We start from the raw sequence: 21449 nt of genomic DNA, 5'->3' as shown, positions 1-21449 counted from the left end.
CTTCAATATAGGATCACACGATTTTCTCTCGCGTGGGGCGTGAGGCAATGGCGACAGCGATCCGTTTTCCCATCCGTTACGGGCCGATCCTGCAGGTATCGGCCGACGTACTGGCATGCCTGGACCGGCTGAAATTCAAGGCCAGCTGGCGGATCAGCCGTGAGATCGTGGGCCCGCCGCGTGCCCTGGAGATCGAATTCGACGACCCTGACGACGCCCGGCTGGCCCAAAGCGCCTGCGGGTGAGCCGCCGGCTACTGTGACTTCCGCCGGGCAGGGCGGGGCGATGGTGAGCCCAGCATCTTGTCGATGAGGTCGTTCAGGGCCGTGCGCCCGCGCCGGGCGGCGTCGGCCGGATGGTCGGCCCGGGCGATGATCAGCGCCACTTCCAGCATCGCCGCCAGCAGGATGTGGGCGTAGACGTCCACGAGATCCGGCTGCAGCCGGCCGGCCGCCGCGGCGGCCTTGAGCGATCCCTTCAGCAGGCCGAAACCGAAACGGGCATCGATCTCGCGCCATTTTTGCCAGCCCAGCACGGCCGGCGCGTCGGTGAGCACGATCTGCCGGATGGCCGGTTCGCGGCTGAGGTCGAGGAAGGCTTCGGTGCCGACGCGCATCGCCTCGACCCGGTCGGCGATGCCGCGCGAGGCGTCGACCGTGGCCTGCGCGATCCGGGCTTCCATCGTCTCGAACACAGCCACGAACAGCGCTTCCTTGTTCTCGAAGTGATGGTAGAGCGCGCCGCGGCTGACGCCGGATTTCGCCAGCACGGTCTCGATCGAGGTCGCCTCGTAGCCTGCCGTCGAGAACAGCTCGGTGGCGACACCGACGATCTGCGCCCGTGTCGCCTGGCCCTTGGCCGATTTTTGATCCACTGCCGCGCCTCACGCCTGTTGACAGACCGACAGTCGGTTTGTATCACATGACAGACTGTCAGTCTGGAATCGGTTTGGCAATGCATCGGGATCGCGGTGTTGTCCAGACGCACGGCGGTCCTTCAGGAGGAAACCATGGCCGCAGCCGAAGCAGCCCCCCGGACGCAGGCGACGTCCGATCACGACCAACTGCTGGCGCTCAACAGCAACTATATCCGCTCGGTGCAGCATTCCGACGTCAAGTGGTTCGACGAGATGCTGGCCGACGACTTCTACTGTTCCAATCCGGACGGGACCCTGATCGACCGCGCCGCCTTTCTGAAGCAGACGGCACGGCCGGTCACGATCACGAACATCCAGGCTCTCGACGTGATGATCCGCATCATGGGCGACTTCGCCATCATCCACGCCCGCACCAGCTATGGGCTGTCCGACGGCAAGCAGGGCAATGGCCGCTACACCGATGTCTGGGCCCGGCGCAACGGCCGCTGGCTTTGCGTATCGGCGCACGTGACGCGGGCGTGAGGCGAAAGGCGGCTGCCGTTCAATGCAGGGCAGCCGCTGTTCTTCCCGCTCAGGCCCGTTCGTGGAGGGAACCGAGATGGCACCAGACACGATGAGGTATGCAAAAACGCCCAGCGGCGATATCGCATATGTCGATCGTGGCGATGGCGCGACGGCGCTGTTCGTCCATGGCGTCTTTCTCAACAGCCACCTTTGGCGTCACGTGATGGCGCAGGTCAGCGATCTTCGGCGATGTGTGGCCGTCGACCTGCTGGCCCATGGCGCCACACGCATCACCGGTGACCAGGATGTTTCTTTCGACGCCCAGGCCAGGATGCTGGAGGAGGTCTGCCAAGCGCTGAACCTGGACCAGGTCGACGTCGTCGCCAATGATTCCGGGGGTGGGATCGCGCAGATCTTTGCCGCGCGCCATCCATCGCGGATCCGCAGCCTCACCCTCACCAACTGCGATGTGCACGACAACTATCCGCCGGCGCCGTTGCTGCCATTGATGAAGGCCGTCGACGATGGCCGGCTTGGCAGCATCGGTCGCGGCATGTTGAATGACGTCACGTTTGCACGGAAGTTCTTCGGCGTCGGCCTGGAGCATCCCGAAAGCGTTTCGGAGGAGACCTTTCGAACCTACCTCGCACCGCTGTTTGCCAACCCCGACCGGGTTCGCGACCTGGAGCGATTCTTCAAACTCGATTGCAATCAGACGGTTGCGGTCGAACCGCTGCTGCGGCGCCTCGAGGCCCCCAGTCTGGTCGTGTGGGGAACTGACGATATCTTCTTTCCATTGAAGTGGGCTTACTGGCTGCGCGACACGATCCCCGGTTGCCGCGACGTCATCGAAGTTCAGGGCGCCAAGCTGTTCTTTCCGGAGGAACGGCCGGAAGATCTCGTGCGCCCTTTGCGCGCTTTCTGGCAGGCCGGTTCGAGAAGAGGGTGACACGAGTCACCCGAACACCGCGTCCTTGATCTGGCGCCCGAAGGTCGGCACCAGGGCCATGACCTCGCTGTAGAAGATCAGCAGCAGCGCCGTCCATGCCACGGTGACCAGTGTCGCGACCCAGCCGGCCAGTGCCATCAAGCCGTCGCGTTCCAGCAACGCCAGGGCGAAGAACATGACAGCCCAGGCCGGCGGGAAATTGTCGAACGGGATCGGCAGCGCCAGGATCACGGCGTTGAACAACAACCCGATGGACAGCCAGAACCCGGCCGCGCCCGTGGTCCAGCCGGAGAGGCGCGGATGGACGGCGTTCTCCAGCCGCACGATCCAGCGGCGGGCGCGGACCAGGAAATCCTGCAGCCGGCCGCGCGGCATCGACTTGGTGCCGATGAAGGCCGGCAGGGACGGCGCCTCGTAGCCCATCAGCATCTGGAGCAGCAGGATCACGATGGGAATGCCGGTGATGGTCGACAGCCAGGGAATGCCGGTGGGAATGCAGTTGGGAATGTCGAAGACGACCACCACCAGGGGGTAAGCGCGCCCCTTCATGTCGTCCATCAACTGCGCCACCGTCACGCGCGCCTCGCGCGGCCCGGCGAACAGTTGCTGCAGCAGGTCGATCAGCGACTCGCGCTCGGCTTCGGGACGGTCGTGGGGCATCACATGCAGCCTATTGTGGCCTGGGAGTGCGGCCGGGACGCCCGCGCTCCCAAGGGGCTTTCCACAAGGATCTGTTCCTATTCCGTCAGCGCCACGTCGCCGACCAGCGGCAGATGGTCGGAAGCCCATTTTGCCGGGGTTTCGCGGTGGCGGGCCAGGCGCACGAGCCGGTCGTTGGGGATGGTCCACACCCGGTCCAGCGACATGATGGGCTGGAACGACGGAAAGGTGCGGATGCGGGGCAGGGCCGCCGGGGCGCCGACCGCGCGCAGCCGCCGCCGCTCGGCGCCGAAGATGTTGAAGTCGCCCAGGATCACCGTGGTGTCTTCGCCGTGATGCTTCAGCGCGGTCGCCAGGCGCGTCAGCTGCTCGGCCCGCTCGCGCCGGAACAGGCCCAGGTGGGCGGCGATGAAGCGCACGCGCCGGCCGCGCACGCGCACGGTGCAGTCGATGGCACCACGCTCCTCGAACGGCGCCACGCTGAGGTCAAGCAGCCGCGTCTCCAGGATGTCGCCGCGCACGAACAGGGCGTTGCCGAACTTGAACCGCGTGCGGCGGAAGGTCGTGCCGAACACTGCCGCCATCGGCTTGAGGCTTTCCTGGAACAGGTGGAACTGGTCGTCCACGGCCGAATAGGCCCGCATCTCCTGCAGCGCCACCACATCGGCGTCGATACGCCGCACGATATCGAGGATGCGATGGGGATCGTACTTGCGGTCGGCGCCGATGCAGGAATGGACGTTGTAGGTCATCACGCGGCAGGTCGCCGACGGCGGCGTGCGCAGTGCCAGCCGGTCGTTGACGACCGCGTCGACCGGTTGCGATGCATCGACATCCAGCATCGAGGCCGGCAGATGCGCGACGTTGTGTTCGTCGCGTCGCATCACAGCACCGGTGCCAGCAGGCGGGCACCCTGCACGGCCACGCGGAACGCCAGCGAGCGCGACGCGAGCAGGTCGGCGTCGACCTCGCGGCTTTCCTGAAAGTCGCGCGCCAGCATGTCGGCCACCTCCCGGGTGAAGCGGGCGTCCAGAAAGGCGAGTGTAATCTCAAAATTGAGGCGGAACGAGCGATTGTCGAAGTTGGCCGTGCCGATGGTCGCCAGTCGGTCGTCGAACACGCAAACCTTCTGGTGCAGCACGGCGGCCTCGTAGAGATAGACCTTGACGCCGGCGGCGGTCATGTCGGGCAGGTACGACAGGCTCGCCAGCCAGGTCGTACGGTGATCGGGCTTGCCGGGGATCATCACCCGCACATCGACACCGCGGAACGCCGCCAGCTGCAGGGCGGCCTGGATGTGCGAATCGGGCACGAAATAGGGGTTGGCGATCCAGATCCGCCGGCGGGCGGCGGCGATCATCTGCCCGAACGCCAGCGCGCAGGTCTCGACCGTGTCGGCCGGACCGGTCGGCAGCACCAGCACCGGCAGCCCGTCGGGCTCGGCGTGATACGCCCGCCAGTCGAGCGTCAGCATCTCGCCGGTGGCCCAGTGCCAGTCCTCGACGAAGCTGAGCTGACAGCCCTGCACCGAGGGGCCGGTCACCCGCACATGGGTGTCGCGCCAGGCGCCCAGCGCCGGATCCTTGCCCAGGTATTCGTCGCCGATGTTGAGACCGCCGACCCAGGCGGTGTGCCCGTCGACGACCACGATCTTGCGGTGATTGCGGTAGTTGATCCGCGAGTGACGGGCGAACCAGCTCTTGGATTCGTTGAAGGCGCTGATGAAGATGCCGTGTTGGCGCAGCTCGTCGACATAGCTGCGCGGCATATCCTCGCAGCCGATCTCGTCATAGAGCACGTACACCGCGACACCGGCCTGGGCGCGCTCGATCAGGGCCTTCTTCAGGTGCGTGCCGACGCCGTCGCAATGGATGGTGTAGAATTGCACCAGCAGGTAGCGCCGTGCCTCGGCGATGCCGGCGAAGATCGAACGGAAGGTCTGTTCGCCGTTGATCAAAAGCTCAGCCTTGTTGCCGCGGGTGAAGGGGAGTTCGGCCAGACGCTCCAGCGCCAACAGCTCCGGCGGTTCGGTATCGCGATCCAGTGCCCGTTCCGAGGCGCGCAGCGGTCGCACGGCGCGCATCAGGTCGTTGAGCTGGCCGTTGCGCGTGCGGCGGGCCCGCACATAGCCCTGGAACTTGCCGTGGCCGAATACGACGTACAGCGGCAGCGCCACGTAGGGTACCAGCGTCAAGGCGATCATCCAGGCGACGGTTCCCTGGGCCGTGCGGCCGAACATCAGGGCGCGCATGGCGGTTCCCAGCCCCACCAGGTGCAGCAGGGCCAGCGCGACGACCATCCAGGAGATCGTAGAAGGCGTTGCGTCCACCGAGCATCCTCTACACCACCACAGTGCCGTGCGCTGCCTGATAACGTCCCAGCAGGGGCGGTGTTCCAGTCCTCCCAGGCTACCGCGCGTTCTCGACACGCGAAACAGTGCGGCCTTTGCCTGCGCCGGGCCAACGGCTATCAATGATGGCATCGATCGAAGAGGAGACGACGCCATGCGGGCGATGATCAGCGAGAAAGTCGGCGGTCCGGAGAGCCTGGTGCTCAAGGAGCTGCCGTCGGCGCCTGTGGGCAAGGGGCAGGTGCGGGTGGCCGTTCATGCTGCCGGCGTGAACTTTCCCGACACCCTGATCATCGCCGACAAGTACCAGTTCAAGCCGCCGCGGCCGTTCGCGCCGGGTCACGAGGTCGGTGGTGTCGTGGCCGAGGTCGGCGAGGGTGTCCAGGGCTACAAGCAGGGCGACCGGGTCATCGGCATGATCGGCCACGGTGGCTACGCCGACGAGGCGGTGGTCGACCAGAACAACCTGCTGCCGATGCCTGACAACATGTCGTTCGAGGAGGGTGCCGCCTTCACGATGACGTATGGCACCAGCTACTACGCGCTGAAGCAGCGGGGCGATCTGAAGCCGGGCGAGACCTTGCTGGTGCTGGGCGCCGCCGGCGGCGTCGGCCTGACGGCCGTCGAGCTGGGCGCCGTGATGGGCGCCAAGGTGATCGCCGCGGTCGGGTCGGACGAGAAGATGGAGATCTGCCGCAAGCACGGCGCCACGATGTTCGTGAACTACGCCAAGGACAAGCTGCGCGACAAGGTGAAGGAACTGACCGGCGGCAACGGTGCCGACGTGATCTACGATCCGGTGGGCGGCGATGCCTTCGACGAGTCGGTCCGCTGCATCGCCTGGTACGGTCGTCTGCTGGTCATCGGCTTCGCGTCGGGCCGTATTCCGTCGCTGCCCGCCAACCTGGCGCTGCTCAAGAGCTGCGACGTGCGCGGCGTCTTCTACGGCGCCTGGCGCGGCCGCGAGCCGGCCGAGGCGCGCAAGAACTTCGACGAGATGTTCGCCTGGTTCCGCCAGGGCAAGCTGAAGCCGCACATCTCGATGCGCTTTCCGCTCGAGAAGGCGCCCGAGGCGATGAACGCCCTGCTGTCACGCCAGGCCACCGGCAAGGTGGTGATCACCACGCGGTGATTTTTCCGAGTGGCGGGCAGTACGCGGGCGTTTGAGGTGCCCTGGGTGGTTATGCAGGGTGCTGGGGGCGCGCCGCTCCGTGGCGCGTCTTCTTTCTTCGGTTGCTGCGCGCTGGGTTGCTTTGAACTGGTAAGGGATCGGCGCTGCGCGCCGACGCGTCACGCAGTGACGCGCCCCCAGCGTTTGTACTCCCAACATCCACCCCCGCCGCCGCCAGCAGGACGCGCGCCGCCTCGCGCGCGGCGCGGGCCATGCGCGGATCGCCGCGCACCAGGGCGGCGGCGATGGCGCCGTCGACCAGCAGCATCAGCTGCATCGACAGCCCGTCCGGATCGGCGACCTCCAGCCGGCGCAGCAGGTCGCGGAACCACAGGCGCCGCTGCTCCTTGAACGCGACGGCGATCTTGTTGGCGCCGTGCGCCGGATCACCCATCTCGGCGACGGCATTCACGAACGGACAGCCGCGATAGCCCGGTCGCGCGAAGTTTCGTTCCATCCGGTCGAAATCGCCCAGGATCTGTTCGGCCGGCGGCGCGTCGGTGAACGGTGCCGGCCGCAGGCGGCGCGACAGGTAGGCGACGATCAGCGCGTCCTTCGACGGAAAGTAATTGTAGAGCGTGCGCTTGCTGATGCCGATTTCGGCCGCGACCGTATCGACGCCAACGGCACGGATGCCGTGGCCGTAGAACAGCCGGTCGGTGGTCTCGAGGATGCGCTGGCGCATGGCGTCCTTGGCCGAGACGGCACCGTCGGACGCCGATGGCGAGGAGCGTGTTTCCATTACACAGACCTGTGTAAATCTCGCTTGACGTGCGGTCAAGCCTAGCACAAGGTCAATTACACAGATCGGTGTAATTCAAGGCGCGGCGGAGGGCACGACCATGCGCGACATCAAGGCGTTGCGGCCAGCGCTGCCGATCCTTGTCGGTGCTGCGGTCATGCTCAGCCTGGGCATGGGATTGCGCCAGAGCTTCGGGCTCTTCATGCCGCCGCTCACGCGCGATCTGTCGATCGCCGTCGCCGACTTCACTCTGGCGATCGCCGTCCAGAACCTGGCCTGGGGCTTCCTGCAACCGATCGCCGGCGCCTTGGCGGTGCGCGTCGGTTTCCGGCCCGTCATGCTGGCGGGCGCCGTGTTCTATGTCGCCGGCCTGCTGGTGATGGCCCACGCCCAGGGCGTGATCACCGTCACGCTGGGTGCCGGCGTGCTGGTCGGCCTGGCGCTGGCCTGTACCGCGACGGCGATTGCCATGGCGGTGGCGTCGCGTGCCGTGCCGCCGGCGCAGCGCAGCCTAGTGCTCGGCCTGGTCTCGGCGGCGGGCTCGATCGGCTCTCTGGTGGCGGCGCCGCTGGGCCAGATGCTGGCCGAGGGTTATGGCTGGCGCGCCGGCGTACTGGGCTTCGCGGTGCTGGCGATCGGCATGCTGCCGGCGGCGTGGGCGGCTGGCCGGGTCGATCGCGTGACGCTTCGGGCACCCGTGGGCGACGCGCTGGACGACCGGTCGGCCGGCGCGGCGGTGCGGGCCGCGCTCACGCGACCGGCGTTTCTGATCATGACCGGTGCCTATTTTGTATGCGGCATGCAGCTGATCTTCATCAGTACGCATCTGCCGTCCTACCTGGCGCTGTGCGGCATGGATCCGATGTTGAGTGCCGAGGCGCTGGCGGTGATCGGCGGCTTCAATGTGCTGGGCAGCCTGTTCTTCGGTTGGGCCGGCGGCCGCTGGTCCAAGCAGACGCTGCTGGGCACGATGTATGTGTGCCGCTCGCTGGTGCTGGCATGGTTTTTCATGACAGCGCCGACGCCGGCCAGCACCCTGCTGTTCGCTGCCCTGATGGGTTTCTTGTGGCTGGGCGTCGGGCCGTTGATTGCCGGCGCGGTCGCCGAGATGTTCGGTCTGCGCTGGCAGGCGATGATCCAGGGCATCGCCTTCATGAGCCACCAGGTCGGCAGCTTCCTCGGCGCTTTCGGCGGCGGCCTGCTGTTCGATGCGCTGGGGTCTTACGACCTGGCGTGGCGGCTGGGTGTCGGGATGGGCCTGGCGGCCGGCGCGCTGCAGGTGATGTTCGCGCTGCCGCGTCCGGCGCAGCCGGTGACGCGATAGCGCGGCCCGGCCTGGGGCGGCCGGTCGAGAGATCAAAAAATTTCTGCCGTGTTGTCGGTTGGCGATCTCCTGCTTCGTCCTTGCTTCGAGGCTTAGCCATTCACGGCGGGCACGAAGGACCGGTTGAAAGGAGATCGTCATGGAAACGCAAACGCAGGCGCCCCAGCCGGACGTGAAGGGTGGGCTCACGGCCTATCTGCAGGTCGATGGTGCGATGAAGGCCGCCGATTTCTACCAGCGCGCCTTCGGTGCCGAACTGGCCGGCGCGCATCCGCCGGATGACAAGGGCCGCACGATGCACGTGCATCTCTATGTCAACGGCAGCTCGCTGATGCTGGCCGATGCGTACCCCGAGCATGGGCATCCGCTGGAGAAGCCGCAGGGATTCACCATGACCTTGCATGTCAACGATATCGACGCCTGGTGGAAGCGCGCCATCGAGGCCGGCGCGACGTCGGTGCTGCCGATTTCCGAGATGTTCTGGGGCGCCCGCTATGCCCAGGTGCGTGATCCGTTCGGCGTGCTCTGGGCGCTCAACCAGCCGCTTTGATTGCTCAGATGCTGATACCTGCAATCGCGGGTCACTGATTCAGCTGTCATCCCGAGCGGGGCGAGGGATCCAGGCGCCGTTCCTGGATCCCTCGTTACGTTCGGAATGACCGTCGCGACTCACACTCGAGCGATAGCCGCTAGGGCGCCGGCGACCGAAATTCGCCAGCGCTGATGGCGGCATGGGCCCGGGGATAGAGGCGCCTCATTTCAGTCGCCAGGAACCGGGCTGGCACGTCGTGAAAAGTCCCGTGCGTCTTTTCGTAGCGCATGAATGTCCGCCCCAGTCGGTCGAACGGCTGCAAGTGGGCGTCGTTTGAGCCATCGAACGCCAGGGGCGGGACTCCCATTCTGGCACACAGCGCGGAGTCGAAGGTCGGGCTCACCTTCACCCAGCGGCCGTCGAGCAGGACCTCGGCATAACCGTGCCAGGCAAAGAGCTCGCCGCCCATCAGATCGAGCACCCGGGCCGTTGCGAGGTGGTTGCTGACATCGGCAAAACCCAGCCGCGCCGGCACGCCGGCCGCTCGGCAGAGCGCCGCGAACGTCGATGCCTTGGCGACGCAATAGCCACGGCCTTCCGCCAGGACGGTGCTGGCCTTGAACGACTCGAGCCGATCGAAATCCGGCGCGCCATAGGGGATCTCGCGAACCGCCACATACAGGTGGCGCGCGATGGATGCAGCGTCGACGGCGCCCGCCGTCAGGTGCGTCGCCGCTTGTTCCACCCGCGGGTGATCGCTGTCGACATAGTCGGCGGGCGCGAGGAACACACGGTTCGTTTCGGTGATGATGTCGGTCATGGCGTGATGCTGCGCCGTAACGCGGAGGACTGTCTTGAACGTTTCGGCGCGCTCTATTGCCGCCAGCTTCGGAGCAGGGCACCCGGCGCGGATCCCGCGATCAGCCGGCAATCGCGGCTGAGATGGGCCTGATCGGCGTAGCCCAGGTCCACGGCAAGGGACGCCAGTGACAGGCGGCCATTGGCGACCGCGGGAAGCGATCGAATGACGTGGCCGAACCGGAAGATGCGCTGCAATACCTTCGGGCCGTAGCCGACGTGTCGTCGGAAGCGACGGTGGAGTTCACGCGGTCCCAGCCCGGATGCCTGCGCCACCATCGCGACGGTGGTGGCCGCGGGCGCGGCCAGGCGGCGGGCGGCGTCGATGATCGATGCATCCGGTCGATGGCCATCGTTCAGGCGGTCGACCACCAGGCGCTCCAGCCGCGCGCGCTGCGCGTCGGGTGCCGGCGTCCGTGCCAGACAGATCTCGGCATCCAGGGCCAGCGTCCCCCAGATGTCCCGCAGCCGCAGACCGCCTGGCGCCAGGCGGTCGACGGGCAGGCCAAGAAGGGTCCCGGCTGCGCCACACGTGACTCTCACACCGACGTTGCGGCTATCCGCTTGCAAGGCGCCGCGCCAGGCAACCGGACGCGGGGCCCAGGCGATCAGCACGGTGCCATCCCAGACCAGATCGACACAGCCGTCCGGCAACAAGCGCAACGGACGCGTCCACCCGGCATGCCCCTCCCATGTACAGGCGATCGCCATTACTGTCGCTGGATCGGTGGGCTTGAACGTCCGGTAGCGCGAGCGTGCGCCCGATGGCTGGCCCGTGGTGGTCGGCCGCATCGTTGCGTCGGTGTTGAGAGGGACAGCCATGGGATTTTGTGCCGCGGCCGCTGACTTGTGTGGGTTGCAGTGCCAGATTACGGCATACTGGCGCCGATGGCGACGGGCAGCGATCTGCGCCGCATGGCGCTGGCACTGGATGGCACCACGGAGGCGCCGCACTTCGATCGTGCGGCGTTCAAGGTCGCGCGCACCTATGTGACGCTGGCCGCCGACGGCAAATCCGCCAATTTCAAGTTCACGCCCGACGAGCAGGAATTCAAGTGCATGATGGCGCCGGCGGCGTTTGCGGCGATCGCCAACGGCTGGGGCCGACAGGGCTGGACCACGGCGACCTTGGCCAAGCTCAGCGCGGCGGAACTCAAGAGCGCGCTCGACATGGCATGGGCGCACGCGCTGCCGAAGAAGAAGCCGCGTCGTCGCTGAGGATTGCACGCCAACCTCACTGCCATAAGGACTGCATGGCAAAGCGCGATGCGATACGCGTGTCTCTCCCTGCGGAACGTTGAGGCGGAGGGGCTTCGTCGCGCAGCATTGATCCGCGTACGCTCCCCTCAACCGAGGAGGAGTGTCATGGCCAGGCTCAAGGACAAGATCGCGATCGTCACCGGTGCGGCGTCGGGCATCGGCGCGGCCAGCGCGCAGCTGTTCGCCAGCGAGGGCGCTCGCGTTCTGGCCGTCGACCGGCCGCAGTCGGCGATCGAGACGGCGCATGCCGGCAACGCCGCCATCGTGCCGCTGGCCCAGGACGTCACGGATGAAAACGCGCCGGCCGCGATCATCGGTGCGGCGCTGCAGCGCTTCGGCGGGCTCGACATCCTGTTCAACAACGCCGGCGTCAGTGCCAATGCGCTGGCCGAGGTCATGACCGATGCGCAATGGTCGCGCACCCTGGATGTCAACGTGACCGCCGTTTTCCGCTTGTGCCGGCAGGCGATCCCGGCGCTGCGTGAGCGCGCCGCCAGCACCGGCCGCGCCCGCATCATCAACACGGCGTCGGTGATGGCGTTCGACACCGACTATGGGCTTGCCGCCTATTGCGCGTCGAAGGCCGGCGTCGCCGGGTTGACGCACACGCTGGCTCTGGAACTGGGCAAGTTCCGGATCACCGCCAACTACATCTGTCCCGGCGCCATCGAGACCGGCATGACGGCGGCCAGCTTCGCCAACCCCGAGATCGCGGCCATCTGGGCCAAGAAGGCGGCGCTGCGGCGGCTGGGCAAGCCGATCGACATCGCCCGCGGCGCCCTGCTGCTGGCCAGCGACGAAGCCGACTTCATCACCGGCCACGGCCTGGTCGTCGACGGCGGCCTGACATTGCGGACGTAACCTTTACCTTCCCCCGCTTGTGGGGGAAGGTGCCCCGAAGGGGCGGATGGGGGATGTTCCAGCGGAGTTGGCGCCACTATCGACAGCACCTGCGTTCCAGCGCCCCCCATCCGGCGCTGCGCGCCACCTTCCCCCGCAAGCGGAGGAAGGTATAGGAGCGCGCTACCGTGACGCTGAATAGTGCGCCAGTGCCGTGAGGTCGGCGTCGGAGAGGCCGGCCACGATGCTGCTCATCTGCGTATCGGTGCCGGGCCGCTGATTGTCGCGCATCGCCTTCATCGTGCTGAACAGGTAGTCGACGCGCTGCCGCGCCAGCCGCGGCATCTGGTCCTGGCCGGCGAGAGTCAGCAGATGGCACGATGCGCAGCGCAGCTTCTGGGCCAGTGCATCGCCTTGCTTGACCATTGCCGGGTCGATCGTCTCGTCGCTGGCCTTGGGTGCGAGCTGGGCGTAATGCGCCGACAGCGCATCGAGATCACCGTCGGTCAGTTCCTTGACGATCGGCGTCATCACCTCGATGCGGCGAACGCCCTCGCGCATCAGGAACAGCTGGTTCATCACGAAGAACGCCGGCTGCCCGGCCAGCGACGGCACGTCCGGCAGGCGTGAATTGCCGTCTTCGCCGTGGCAGCTGCCGCACTGGGCGATGCGCTCGGCAATCGGCATGGTCTGGGCGCCCGTACTATTAGCGGCCAGGACCATCGCGATCACGCCGACGGCCAACACCCCGTATCGCTGGAGCGCGACCACTGCCGTCATCCTGAGCGACCCTTCGGCAGACCTCAGGGCAGGCGCGAAGGATCCTGCGGTGCTGACATCAGCACACCGTTGACGCTGATGATCACCGGTGTCGCCACTCTTTGAATACTGCACCGCAAGGTCCTTCGCTCCGCTCAAGACGACGGAAGAAGCCGTCGATCGAGACATGCTGTGGGCGGTCAGTTCTTTCCGCCCTTGGGTGCGGCATAGGTGATGCGGTAGATGGCGCCGTTCTGTTCGTCCGACACCAGCAGCGAGCCATCCTTCAGTTGCAGGACGTAGGTGGGACGGCCGGCGAACTCGTTCTTGGCCTCGTCGAGCAGTCCGGTCATGAACGGCTCGATCGTGGCGGTCCCGTTGGCTTGCGTGCGGGCCACCACCACGTCGTAGCCGAACTTCTTCTCGCGGTTCCACGAGCCGCGCCGCGCGATGAAGGCGGCATTCTGGTACGTCTTGGGAAACATCGTGCCGGTGTAGAACTTGATGCCGAGTCCGGCCGAGTGCGGCCCCAGCAGCGCCGCCGGCATCACCACACCCGCGCACGGGTTGGGCCGGCGGATGTCGATGTCGGCGATGCCGTTGGCGTGGCAGTAGGGGAAGCCGAAATTGGCGCCGTCCATGCCCTTGGCCACGCGGTTGAGCTCGTCCTGCGGACCCTCATTGCCGGCCCAGTCGCGACCGTTGTCGGTGAACCACAGTTCCTTGCTCGCCGGATGCCAGTCGAAGCCGACCGTGTTGCGCACGCCGCGAGCGATGATCTCCATGCCCGAGCCGTCGGCGTTATAGCGCCGGATCTGGCCGTGGATACCGGGGTTGACCTCGCAGATGTTGCAGTTGACGCCGGTCGGTACGTAGAGCTTTCCGTCCGGCCCGAATTCCACGTACTTCCAGCCGTGATGGACGGTGTCGGGCAGGTTGAACTTGTCCGTCAGTTCGACCGGATCACCGGGATTGTCGAGCTTGTCCTCGATGTTGTCGTAACGGAACACCCGGTTGATCGCGAACACGTAGAGTGCGCCGTTGCGGAAGGCGAGGCCGTTGGGCTGGGTCAGGCCCTGCAGCAGGACCTTGGACTCGCGCTTGCCGTCCTTGGTCGTGATGGCATAGACGCGCCCGATCAGGCGCGTGCCCATGAACAGCGTACCCTTGTCGCCCATCACCATCGTGCGGGCGCCGGGATGGCCGTGCGACCACACCTCGGCCTTGAAGCCGGCCGGCAGCTTCAGCTTGCCCACGGGCAAGCGCTCCAACGGCGTCACCGTCGGCGGCACGGGAAACGAGCGCAGGTTGGCGTCTTGCCGGCTGGCCGCCGGATTCGACAGATCGAGCGGGCTCATGCCGGTTTGCTGCGCGGTGGCGGGCATGACAGCGCCGGCCATGACGGCGGCAGCCACAACCCAACCGCGTCGGGCGATTGTGAAACGCATCCTTCCCCCTTGTTCGGGCGGCTGTTTTTCCGCCGAGTGGCCGCAGTCTGACGCATCGCGCCGGAAGCGCGCAACGACCGTATGGACGGTATGCAACCGTTTGCCTTTGCGCACAGCGCTGCAGGGAGTGGCATCACGCCGATTGGTCACTTGTCAAAGACCGGAAGCTCTACCGCCTGTCGTATGAAATACAAACGATACACGCACGCGCGCAGGCGACATCGCGGCGATACACGCCATCGCTAGGGTGATGCCATTGCAGGAGGGCATACGGCCCTTCCGACTGGAGGCACACATGGCGCTCTCCGTGACGATTGATCCCAGCGATTCCGGCCGGCTCGTTTTCAGCCAGCCCATCACGCCACCGCAGGCATCGGCCTTCCTGTGGACCAAGCCGCCGGCATCGCGGGACGCGTTGCGCCCCGATCCCGGCGAGCGGCCGATGGCGGGCGCCCAGCGACGGTTCCTCATCGACAAGAGTGACCTCGATCTCGTGTTCAGCCTGCGGCACGGCCTGGCCAACCAGTATGTGCGCCGGATCCAGCCGATCATGGCGAAGGCGCCGGCGACTCTGCCGGCCTGGATGCCGGCCCATGTTCGCGAGCAGATTCTCGCCTTCAAGCTGCCCAGCGGCGTTCACCGGTTCACCGGTGTCAAGCCGTGGGGCGACATCGTGGTCTGGATCCGGCAAGGCACCTACATGCAGGTCGAGGCCTATCAGGAATATCCGCAGGACATTGCCTTCTATCTCGGCCTGGCCGGCGGCAATGCCCGCGATGCCCGGCTGCTGCTGTCCGTCTATACGCAGTTCAACGCCGACCTGCGGCTGCTCGTCGAGCAGCGGAAGATGTCGCCGGCCGATGCCCGCGACGAACTGCGCCGCATCAACGACGCGGTGTTCAAGCTCGTCATCGAGGGCACGGTCGCGATGCTCGGCACCGGCGCCAGCATGACGGCGATGAACACGACCCTGCGGTCGCTCTCGACCAACATCGTCGCCACGGCGCGCCGGTCTCAGGTCACGCGCATCAAGCCAATCAACGGCAAGCTCAACGTCGGCGGTGGCCACGAGACGCCGCACATGACCAACCTGAACCCGATCAAGGCCGGGTCCGGTGGCCCCAGCAGCGGCATTTCCAACCACGTCCGGGGCTACATGGAGGACATGGACCAGATCTTCGTGCCGCGCTCCGTCACGTTCATGATGTCCTCACGCCTGCGCTTCGTCGATGTCGACTGGACGGCTGCGACCCAGGCGGCCGCCAAGGTTATGCAGGTCGGCGGCAAGGTCGAGATGAATATCTGGTGCCAGGGTTTTCAGGCACAGATCGTGAAGAAGGCCTTCGAGCGCGCCGGTTTCAGGAACGTGACGATCAGCGGCAAAGGCACGGGTACGATGATCTTCGCGTTCAGGTGAATGCCAGTGGTGTCGTGATCGCTGGTATCCGGAAGCACTCGTCGCTGATACAGCGGTCATCCCGAGCGCAGCGAGGGATCTTCTGCAAGTGACGTACAGGTGCGCCAACATCGAAAGATCCCTCGCTACGCTCGGGATGACAGGCTCTAGTCACACTCGAGCGATAGCGGGTACTAGGCCGGCGTCAGCGGCGTTTCACCGCAACGCTCTTGTGCTCGGTCCAGGTACCGCCCTCGTCGCCGCGAACGCTGTACCCGTCGATGCAGAGCGAACCCGCGCCGTCGAGAAAGTTTGGATCGTCGTGGTTCAATCCCAGGCGGACGCGTCGTGGTCCGGCCGGCGTTTCATGTGCGTCCTTGTCGGATAAGCCGAACGCCAGGTTGATGTTGCGCGCAGTAGCGGCATCGGCGCCGCTGACCGCTTCGAGCAGGATCGTGAACTGCGCCGGAAACGTGCGATCATGCCCCGCGGTGCCGGACATGCCCGGGATGCCGCGCGCCGTCTGCGCCGCCTGCCACTTGGCGCTGACGATGGTGCCGCACAGGTTGACAGGCCCGGCGGGCGGCAGAGGGGCGGCAGCCGACGGCAAGGACATGCCCAGCAACGTGGCCAGCAGCGCGCCGCCCAGCGTCCGGCGTCGGCATGTGGGCCGGCGTTCGTGCCGCGGTCCGGTTTCTGTTGATGGCATCGATTCCTGACGTGTTCGCGCCGAAGGATGTGGCGCATGCGGGATGATCGTCCTACATCAAGACGCGAGTGTGGCGGTCTTGGAGAGGCACGATGGCCAAGGGATCCGATCTGCTGGTGGCGGCTCTCGAAAACGAGGGTGTCGATCGCATCTTCGGCGTGCCGGGCGAGGAGAATCTCGACGTTGTCGAGTCGCTGCGCCGCTCGTCGATCGAGCTGGTACTGACCCGTCACGAGCAGGCGGCCGCCTTCATGGCCGCCACCTACGGCCGCCTCACCGGCAAGCCCGGTGTCTGCATCACCACCCTGGGGCCGGGTGCGCTCAATCTCACCACCGGTGCTGCCTATGCGCTGCTGGGCGCCATGCCGATGATCATGATCACCGGCCAGAAAGGCATCCTGTCCTCACGTCAGGCCCGTTTCCAGGTGGTCGACGTCGTGGCCGCGATGAAGCCGCTGACCAAGCTCTCGCGCCAGATCGTCTCGCCGGCCATGATTCCGACCCTGGTGCGCGAGGCCTTTCGCATCGCGCAGGAGGAGCGCCCCGGTCCCGTTCACCTGGAGCTGCCCGAGGACATCGCCGCCGAGACGGGTGAATCGGTCCCCCTGGTCGCGCCGCATCCGGTCGAATTGCCGGCGGCCGGTGCTGCGGCGCTTGATCGCGCCGCCGGCATGATCCTGGCAGCCCAACGTCCGCTGGTGATGCTGGGCGCGGCGGCGTCGCGCCCGCGCTCCACGTCGGACCTCGGGCAGTTCGTGCTGCGCACCCGCATCCCGTACTTCACCACCCAGATGGGCAAGGGCACCGTCTCCGGCGGCACCGAGCTCTACATGGGCACCGCCGCGCTGTCGGAGCGCGACTACGTGCACGAAGCCATCGAGCGCGCCGACCTGATCATCACCATCGGCCATGACACCATCGAGAAGCCGCCCTTCATCATGGGCGCCGCGGGCCCGCAGGTGATCCATGTCGGCTATCAGCCCGCCAGCGTCGAGCAGGTCTATTTCCCGCAAGCCGAGGTGATCGGCGATATCGGCCCGTCATTGCGGCTGCTGGCCGATCGCATCGAGGGCCGCATCGCCAACGCCGGTGCCATGCTGCCGCTGCGCGAGGGCATCCTGGCGCGCATCGCCGACCGCGCCACCGAGGACCGCTTCACGCCGCAGCGCCTGGTGCACGATATCCGCCAGGTCATGCCGGCCGACGGCATCCTCGCGCTCGACAACGGCATGTACAAGATCTGGTTCGCGCGCAACTACCGAACCCGCGTCGCCAACACGCTGCTGCTCGACAATGCACTTGCCACCATGGGTGCTGGCCTGCCCTCGGCGATGATGGCGGCGATGCTGTATCCGCAGCGCCGCGTGATGGCGGTGTGCGGCGACGGCGGCTTCATGATGAACAGCCAGGAGCTGGAGACCGCCGTGCGGCTGAAGCTGAATCTGGTGGTGCTGGTGATCGAGGACCGCGCCTACGGCATGATCCGCTGGAAGCAGGCGGTCGATCATTTCCCCGACTTCGGCATGACCTTCAACAACCCGGATTTCGTGCGCTATGCCGAGTCCTACGGTGCCAAGGGCACGCGGGTGACGGCGATCGGCGATTTCATCCCGGCGCTGGAACAGGCGTTCGCCGGCGGCGGCGTGCACTTGGTGGTCGTGCCGGTCGACTACAGCGAGAACACCCGCGTGCTGGTCGACGAACTGCGCGAGCGCCTGCCGGTGACCGCGTAGCGACGTCTCATGATTGAGCCGCGATGGCGTTGCATCGGGCCAGCGCCCAGGCGACCTCGTGGCCGTTGCGGTCGATCGCGGCGTCGTAGAGGACGTTGAGACCGATCCGCAGCTGGTAGCAGCGCAGTCGCGCCGCGGGTGCGAGGCGGTCGGGCTGCTGCTGTTCGAGGAAGCGTGCCTGCTGTTCCATGCACATGAGCCAGGGGCGCCAGAACAGGATGTTGGCGACGTCGTAGAGCGGATCGCCGAACAGGGCGTCTGACCAGTCGATGACGCCGCTGATGCGGCCGCCGTCGGCCAGCACGTTGTTCGAGCCGAAATCGCCGTGCACCAGGTGGCGCTCTTCGGGGCAGTGGTCGAGCAGGGCGGTCATCGGCTCGAACAGTCGCTCGATGCGATCGCGCGCGACGTGCCGGTACGCCGCCGGCCAGTCGTAGCGGCCATGATCGCGGATGCTGGTCAGGTAATCCCGCCAGCACGCGAAGCCGCCGATGCCGGAGTCGTCGAAGGTACCGAAGCCTCGGGTTCCCCGCAGGTCGCAGTCGGCCATCGCATCGAGCACGCCGGCCACCGGTTCCAGTACGGTGGCAAGATCGCGCGCTGCCAAGTCTTGCAGCGTGACGCCGGGCGCGCGCCGCGAGACGCAGCACGCATGGCCGGTCGGGAGGCGATCGATCGCGATCACATCAGGTATCGGAAGGTGCATGCCGGCGAAACGTCGCGAGACGAAGCCGTCCTTTCGAAACCCCGCCGCCGACGCGTTGATGCGCGCGATGTAGCGATCGCGGCCGCGTACGAAGCCGAAAGCCTGCAAGTCCTCGCCTTCCGACACCGACTGGAAGTCGGTGACGGCACCGAACGCCGCGATCAGATGCGACTGGATCAGCGGCGGCGGCACGCGCGGCTTTGCCATGGTGATCCGTCGCGCGGTTGACGTCAGCGGGCGCGCCCGGCGCGCGACTGCTCGCGTGCCAGGTCGATGAACTCCGACATCGCAGCGCGCACGGGCGAGCCGCGGCGCCACACCAGGCCGACGTCGATGTTGGGCACGCTTTCGCGCAGCGTGCGGGACTCGACATGGTCCGAATCCAAGGTCCATGGCCGATAGAGGAAGTCCGGCAGCACCGTGACGCCGGTGCCGGCGCCGACCAGCGAGCGCACCGCTTCCAGCGACGACGTGCGCAACATGACCTGCGGGCGCAGGCCGTGCCGTGTCCACACGGCGCGCAGCACGCTTTCGATGCGGTCGGCTTCCAGCACGATATGCTGGTGCTGCGCGCACTCCGCCAGCGTCGGCTCGGCGTGTGCCGCCAGCGGATGGCTCGACGCCAGCCACACGCGATTGGGCGAGCTGGTCAGCATCTCGACCACCAGCGCCTGCGGATCACCCAATGCATTGGCGATCATGATCGCGAGGTCGATCTCGCCGTTGACCAGCAGGTGTTCGAGGAACTGCGGGCTGTCTTCGATCACCGTCACGCGGACCGACGCATGCGAGCGGCGGAAGCGGGCCAGCAGGCCGGCGAGATAGTAGCCGGCCACCAGGCTGGTGACGCCGATGGCGAGCTGGCCGGTGAGTTCCTCCTGTCGGCCGCGGCCGATGGTGCCCGCCTCGGCGACGGACGAGATCACCTTGCGGGCGCTGGCCTGGAAGCGGTAGCCGGCCTGGGTCAAGGTCATGCCGCGCGACGTACGCTCGAACAGCGGCATGCCCAGGGTGACCTCGAGGTCGAGGATGCTCTTGGTCAGCGCCGACTGCGCGATGTTGATCATGCGCGCCGCGGCCGCGACGGAGCCCGATTCGGCCACGGCCAGGAAATAGCGGAACTGCCTCAGGGTGAAATGGCGGGCCATGTCTCCTCGGGCGCACGGCAAGAAGCCTGTGCAAGCTGCTGGAAAGCCTGGGGAGAACGCGTCGTTACACGAGCTATCTTTTTTTTCGATAGCGAAGCCACCCTATACTGAATTTGGCGACCTCCGGCGTCAACGTTAGTTTTGTGCTGGCTTCCGGCACGGTTTGCAAGAAACCGACGCACCGGCGGCATTTCTTGAACAAAGTCGAATAGGAGGCTTGCCATGAGGATCGCCAAGACGGCAGCCGTTCTGACGACAGCGCTGGCCGTCGGTGTGCCCAGCCTGGCGCAGCAACCGCTCAAGAGCATCGGCAAGGGCGAGGGACAGGTCGATATCGTGGCCTGGGCCGGCTACATCGAGCGCGGCGCGACCAACAAGGATTTCGACTGGGTCACGGAGTTCGAGAAGAAGACGTCGTGCAAGGTCACGGTGAAAACCGCCGGCACGTCCGACGAGATGGTCGCGCTGATGAACGAAGGCGGCTTCGACCTCGTGACGGCATCGGGCGACGCCTCCATGCGGCTGATCGCCGGCAAGCGGGTGCAGCCCATCAACGTCGCGCTGATCCCCAGCTACGCCACCATCGATCCGCGGCTGCAGAAGGCGCCCTGGCACTTCGTCAACGGCACGCACTACGGTGTGCCCTATCAGTGGGGCTGGAACGTGCTGATGTACAACACCAAGGTGTTCGGCGACAAAAAGCCGGACTCCTGGGCCACGGTGTTCGAAGAGCAGACCTTGCCCGACGGCAAGTCGAACAAGGGTCGCATCCAGGCCTTCGACGGTCCGATCTACATCGCCGACGCAGCGCTCTATCTGATGAAGAAGAAGCCCGAGCTCGGCATCAAGGATCCCTACGAGCTCAACGAAACGCAGTACAAGGCGGCGCTTGATCTGCTGCGCGGCCAGCGCAAGCTGGTGGGCAAGTACTGGCACGATGCGTTCGTGCAGATCGACGACTTCACCAACGAAGGCGTCGTGGCCTCGAGCTCCTGGCAGTTCCAGGCCAACATCCTGGGCTCCAAGAAGCAGCCCGTGGCGACGGTGGTGCCGGTCGAGGGCGCCACCGGGTGGGCCGATACCACGATGATGCACAGCGAGGCCAAGCACCCGAACTGTGCCTACATGTGGCTCGAGCATTCGCTGAACACCAAGCTGCAGGGCGATCTGTCCGCCTGGTTCGGCTCGGTGCCGGTCGTGCTCGCGGCCTGCAAGGGCAACAAGCTGCTGGGCGATGGCGGATGCGAACGCCAGGGCCTGGGATCGTTCGAGAAGATCTCGTTCTGGCGCACGCCGACGACCAAATGCGCCAGCCAGAAGGATCAGTGCGTGCCCTATCACAAGTGGGCATCGGACTACATCGCGGTCCTCGGCGGCCGCTAACCATTCTTTTACCTTCCCCCGCTTGCGGGGGAAGGTGCCCGAAGGGCGGATGGGGGTTGGTCCAACAGCGTCAACATTGATGGCAAGCATCATTTTTGTT

General features: G+C 66.3%; 23 protein-coding genes. 11 read left to right on the top strand and 12 right to left on the bottom strand.

Annotated features, from left to right (window positions below):
* The first annotated feature begins 47 nt into the window (after window positions 1–47).
* Complete coding sequence (locus FQU96_RS32010; protein WP_146545457.1) at window positions 48–245, top strand: hypothetical protein; 198 nt, start codon at window positions 48–50, stop codon at window positions 243–245.
* 8 nt (window positions 246–253) lie between these two features.
* On the opposite strand, the gene FQU96_RS32005 is transcribed toward FQU96_RS32010, so the two are convergent.
* Window positions 254–874 carry a TetR/AcrR family transcriptional regulator gene (locus tag FQU96_RS32005; protein ID WP_146545456.1) on the bottom strand — a complete coding sequence of 207 codons (621 nt, stop codon included), beginning with the start codon at window positions 872–874 and terminating at the stop codon, window positions 254–256.
* A gap of 135 nt (window positions 875–1009) precedes the next feature.
* Here FQU96_RS32005 and FQU96_RS32000 point away from each other — a divergent pair, with 135 nt between their 5' ends.
* Entirely contained in the window at window positions 1010–1399 is a 390-nt protein-coding gene (locus FQU96_RS32000; RefSeq protein WP_146545455.1) for a nuclear transport factor 2 family protein, read from the top strand.
* A gap of 22 nt (window positions 1400–1421) precedes the next feature.
* Window positions 1422–2330, top strand: a complete 909-nt coding sequence (locus tag FQU96_RS31995; protein ID WP_218574957.1) for an alpha/beta fold hydrolase — start codon at window positions 1422–1424, stop codon at window positions 2328–2330.
* A gap of 6 nt (window positions 2331–2336) precedes the next feature.
* Here the strand turns inward: FQU96_RS31995 and FQU96_RS31990 are convergent, their stop codons facing one another.
* The 3 genes from FQU96_RS31990 to cls all read right to left on the bottom strand — a co-directional run bounded on the left by FQU96_RS31990 (window position 2337) and on the right by cls (window position 5319).
* On the bottom strand, window positions 2337–2990 hold the full coding sequence (locus FQU96_RS31990) for an exopolysaccharide biosynthesis protein (RefSeq protein ID WP_178130827.1): 654 nt from the start codon (window positions 2988–2990) through the stop codon (window positions 2337–2339).
* 77 nt (window positions 2991–3067) lie between these two features.
* Window positions 3068–3874, bottom strand: a complete 807-nt coding sequence (locus FQU96_RS31985; protein ID WP_146545453.1) for an endonuclease/exonuclease/phosphatase family protein — start codon at window positions 3872–3874, stop codon at window positions 3068–3070.
* The gene (cls, locus tag FQU96_RS31980) at window positions 3874–5319 is read right to left on the bottom strand and encodes a cardiolipin synthase (protein WP_218574956.1); all 1446 of its coding nucleotides are present in this window, start codon (window positions 5317–5319) and stop codon (window positions 3874–3876) included. Before cls ends, FQU96_RS31985 begins: the two co-directional genes overlap by 1 nt.
* A 175-nt stretch (window positions 5320–5494) precedes the next feature.
* Between cls and FQU96_RS31975 the strand changes: the two genes are divergently transcribed.
* The gene (locus tag FQU96_RS31975) at window positions 5495–6472 is read left to right on the top strand and encodes an NADPH:quinone oxidoreductase family protein (RefSeq protein ID WP_146545452.1); all 978 of its coding nucleotides are present in this window, start codon (window positions 5495–5497) and stop codon (window positions 6470–6472) included.
* Between the two features lie 49 nt (window positions 6473–6521).
* Here the strand turns inward: FQU96_RS31975 and FQU96_RS31970 are convergent, their stop codons facing one another.
* Window positions 6522–7253, bottom strand: a complete 732-nt coding sequence (locus FQU96_RS31970; RefSeq protein ID WP_255468665.1) for a TetR/AcrR family transcriptional regulator — start codon at window positions 7251–7253, stop codon at window positions 6522–6524.
* A 100-nt stretch (window positions 7254–7353) separates the two neighbouring features.
* Here FQU96_RS31970 and FQU96_RS31965 point away from each other — a divergent pair, with 100 nt between their 5' ends.
* Window positions 7354–8577, top strand: coding sequence for an MFS transporter (locus FQU96_RS31965; RefSeq protein ID WP_146545451.1), 1224 nt, complete (start codon window positions 7354–7356; stop codon window positions 8575–8577).
* 139 nt (window positions 8578–8716) lie between these two features.
* Entirely contained in the window at window positions 8717–9127 is a 411-nt protein-coding gene (locus FQU96_RS31960; protein ID WP_146545450.1) for a glyoxalase/bleomycin resistance/extradiol dioxygenase family protein, read from the top strand.
* Window positions 9128–9266: 139 nt separating this feature from the next.
* On the opposite strand, the gene FQU96_RS31955 is transcribed toward FQU96_RS31960, so the two are convergent.
* Together FQU96_RS31955 and FQU96_RS31950 are read right to left on the bottom strand one after the other, a co-directional pair.
* Window positions 9267–9929, bottom strand: a complete 663-nt coding sequence (locus FQU96_RS31955) for a transglutaminase family protein (protein WP_146545449.1) — start codon at window positions 9927–9929, stop codon at window positions 9267–9269.
* Window positions 9930–9982: 53 nt separating this feature from the next.
* Window positions 9983–10789, bottom strand: coding sequence for a helix-turn-helix domain-containing protein (locus tag FQU96_RS31950; RefSeq protein WP_146545448.1), 807 nt, complete (start codon window positions 10787–10789; stop codon window positions 9983–9985).
* A gap of 66 nt (window positions 10790–10855) precedes the next feature.
* On the opposite strand from FQU96_RS31950, the gene FQU96_RS31945 reads away from it, so the two are divergent.
* Entirely contained in the window at window positions 10856–11185 is a 330-nt protein-coding gene (locus tag FQU96_RS31945; protein ID WP_146545447.1) for an MmcQ/YjbR family DNA-binding protein, read from the top strand.
* Between the two features lie 147 nt (window positions 11186–11332).
* On the top strand, window positions 11333–12088 hold the full coding sequence (locus FQU96_RS31940) for an SDR family NAD(P)-dependent oxidoreductase (RefSeq protein WP_178130826.1): 756 nt from the start codon (window positions 11333–11335) through the stop codon (window positions 12086–12088).
* Window positions 12089–12250: 162 nt separating this feature from the next.
* On the opposite strand, the gene FQU96_RS31935 is transcribed toward FQU96_RS31940, so the two are convergent.
* Both FQU96_RS31935 and FQU96_RS31930 read right to left on the bottom strand, forming a co-directional pair.
* Window positions 12251–12847, bottom strand: a complete 597-nt coding sequence (locus FQU96_RS31935; RefSeq protein ID WP_146545445.1) for a c-type cytochrome — start codon at window positions 12845–12847, stop codon at window positions 12251–12253.
* Window positions 12848–13026: 179 nt separating this feature from the next.
* Window positions 13027–14274 carry a sorbosone dehydrogenase family protein gene (locus tag FQU96_RS31930; RefSeq protein WP_146545444.1) on the bottom strand — a complete coding sequence of 416 codons (1248 nt, stop codon included), beginning with the start codon at window positions 14272–14274 and terminating at the stop codon, window positions 13027–13029.
* 295 nt (window positions 14275–14569) lie between these two features.
* Between FQU96_RS31930 and FQU96_RS31925 the strand changes: the two genes are divergently transcribed.
* Window positions 14570–15691 carry a hypothetical protein gene (locus FQU96_RS31925; RefSeq protein WP_146545443.1) on the top strand — a complete coding sequence of 374 codons (1122 nt, stop codon included), beginning with the start codon at window positions 14570–14572 and terminating at the stop codon, window positions 15689–15691.
* Window positions 15692–15875: 184 nt separating this feature from the next.
* On the opposite strand, the gene FQU96_RS31920 is transcribed toward FQU96_RS31925, so the two are convergent.
* The gene (locus FQU96_RS31920; RefSeq protein ID WP_146545442.1) at window positions 15876–16379 is read right to left on the bottom strand and encodes a hypothetical protein; all 504 of its coding nucleotides are present in this window, start codon (window positions 16377–16379) and stop codon (window positions 15876–15878) included.
* Between the two features lie 92 nt (window positions 16380–16471).
* On the opposite strand from FQU96_RS31920, the gene FQU96_RS31915 reads away from it, so the two are divergent.
* Window positions 16472–18112: an acetolactate synthase large subunit gene (locus FQU96_RS31915; protein WP_146545441.1), complete on the top strand. Its 1641-nt coding sequence runs from the start codon at window positions 16472–16474 to the stop codon at window positions 18110–18112.
* Between the two features lie 7 nt (window positions 18113–18119).
* Here the strand turns inward: FQU96_RS31915 and FQU96_RS31910 are convergent, their stop codons facing one another.
* Both FQU96_RS31910 and FQU96_RS31905 read right to left on the bottom strand, forming a co-directional pair.
* Window positions 18120–19025: a phosphotransferase family protein gene (locus FQU96_RS31910; protein ID WP_146545440.1), complete on the bottom strand. Its 906-nt coding sequence runs from the start codon at window positions 19023–19025 to the stop codon at window positions 18120–18122.
* 23 nt (window positions 19026–19048) lie between these two features.
* Complete coding sequence (locus FQU96_RS31905) at window positions 19049–19966, bottom strand: LysR family transcriptional regulator (RefSeq protein ID WP_146545439.1); 918 nt, start codon at window positions 19964–19966, stop codon at window positions 19049–19051.
* A 222-nt stretch (window positions 19967–20188) separates the two neighbouring features.
* Here FQU96_RS31905 and FQU96_RS31900 point away from each other — a divergent pair, with 222 nt between their 5' ends.
* On the top strand, window positions 20189–21349 hold the full coding sequence (locus tag FQU96_RS31900; RefSeq protein ID WP_146545438.1) for an ABC transporter substrate-binding protein: 1161 nt from the start codon (window positions 20189–20191) through the stop codon (window positions 21347–21349).
* Window positions 21350–21449 lie beyond the last annotated feature (100 nt).

The organism is Reyranella sp. CPCC 100927, assembly GCF_007859315.1.
Lineage (GTDB): Bacteria > Pseudomonadota > Alphaproteobacteria > Reyranellales > Reyranellaceae > Vineibacter.
This window is presented reverse-complemented; position numbering and strand designations above follow the sequence as displayed.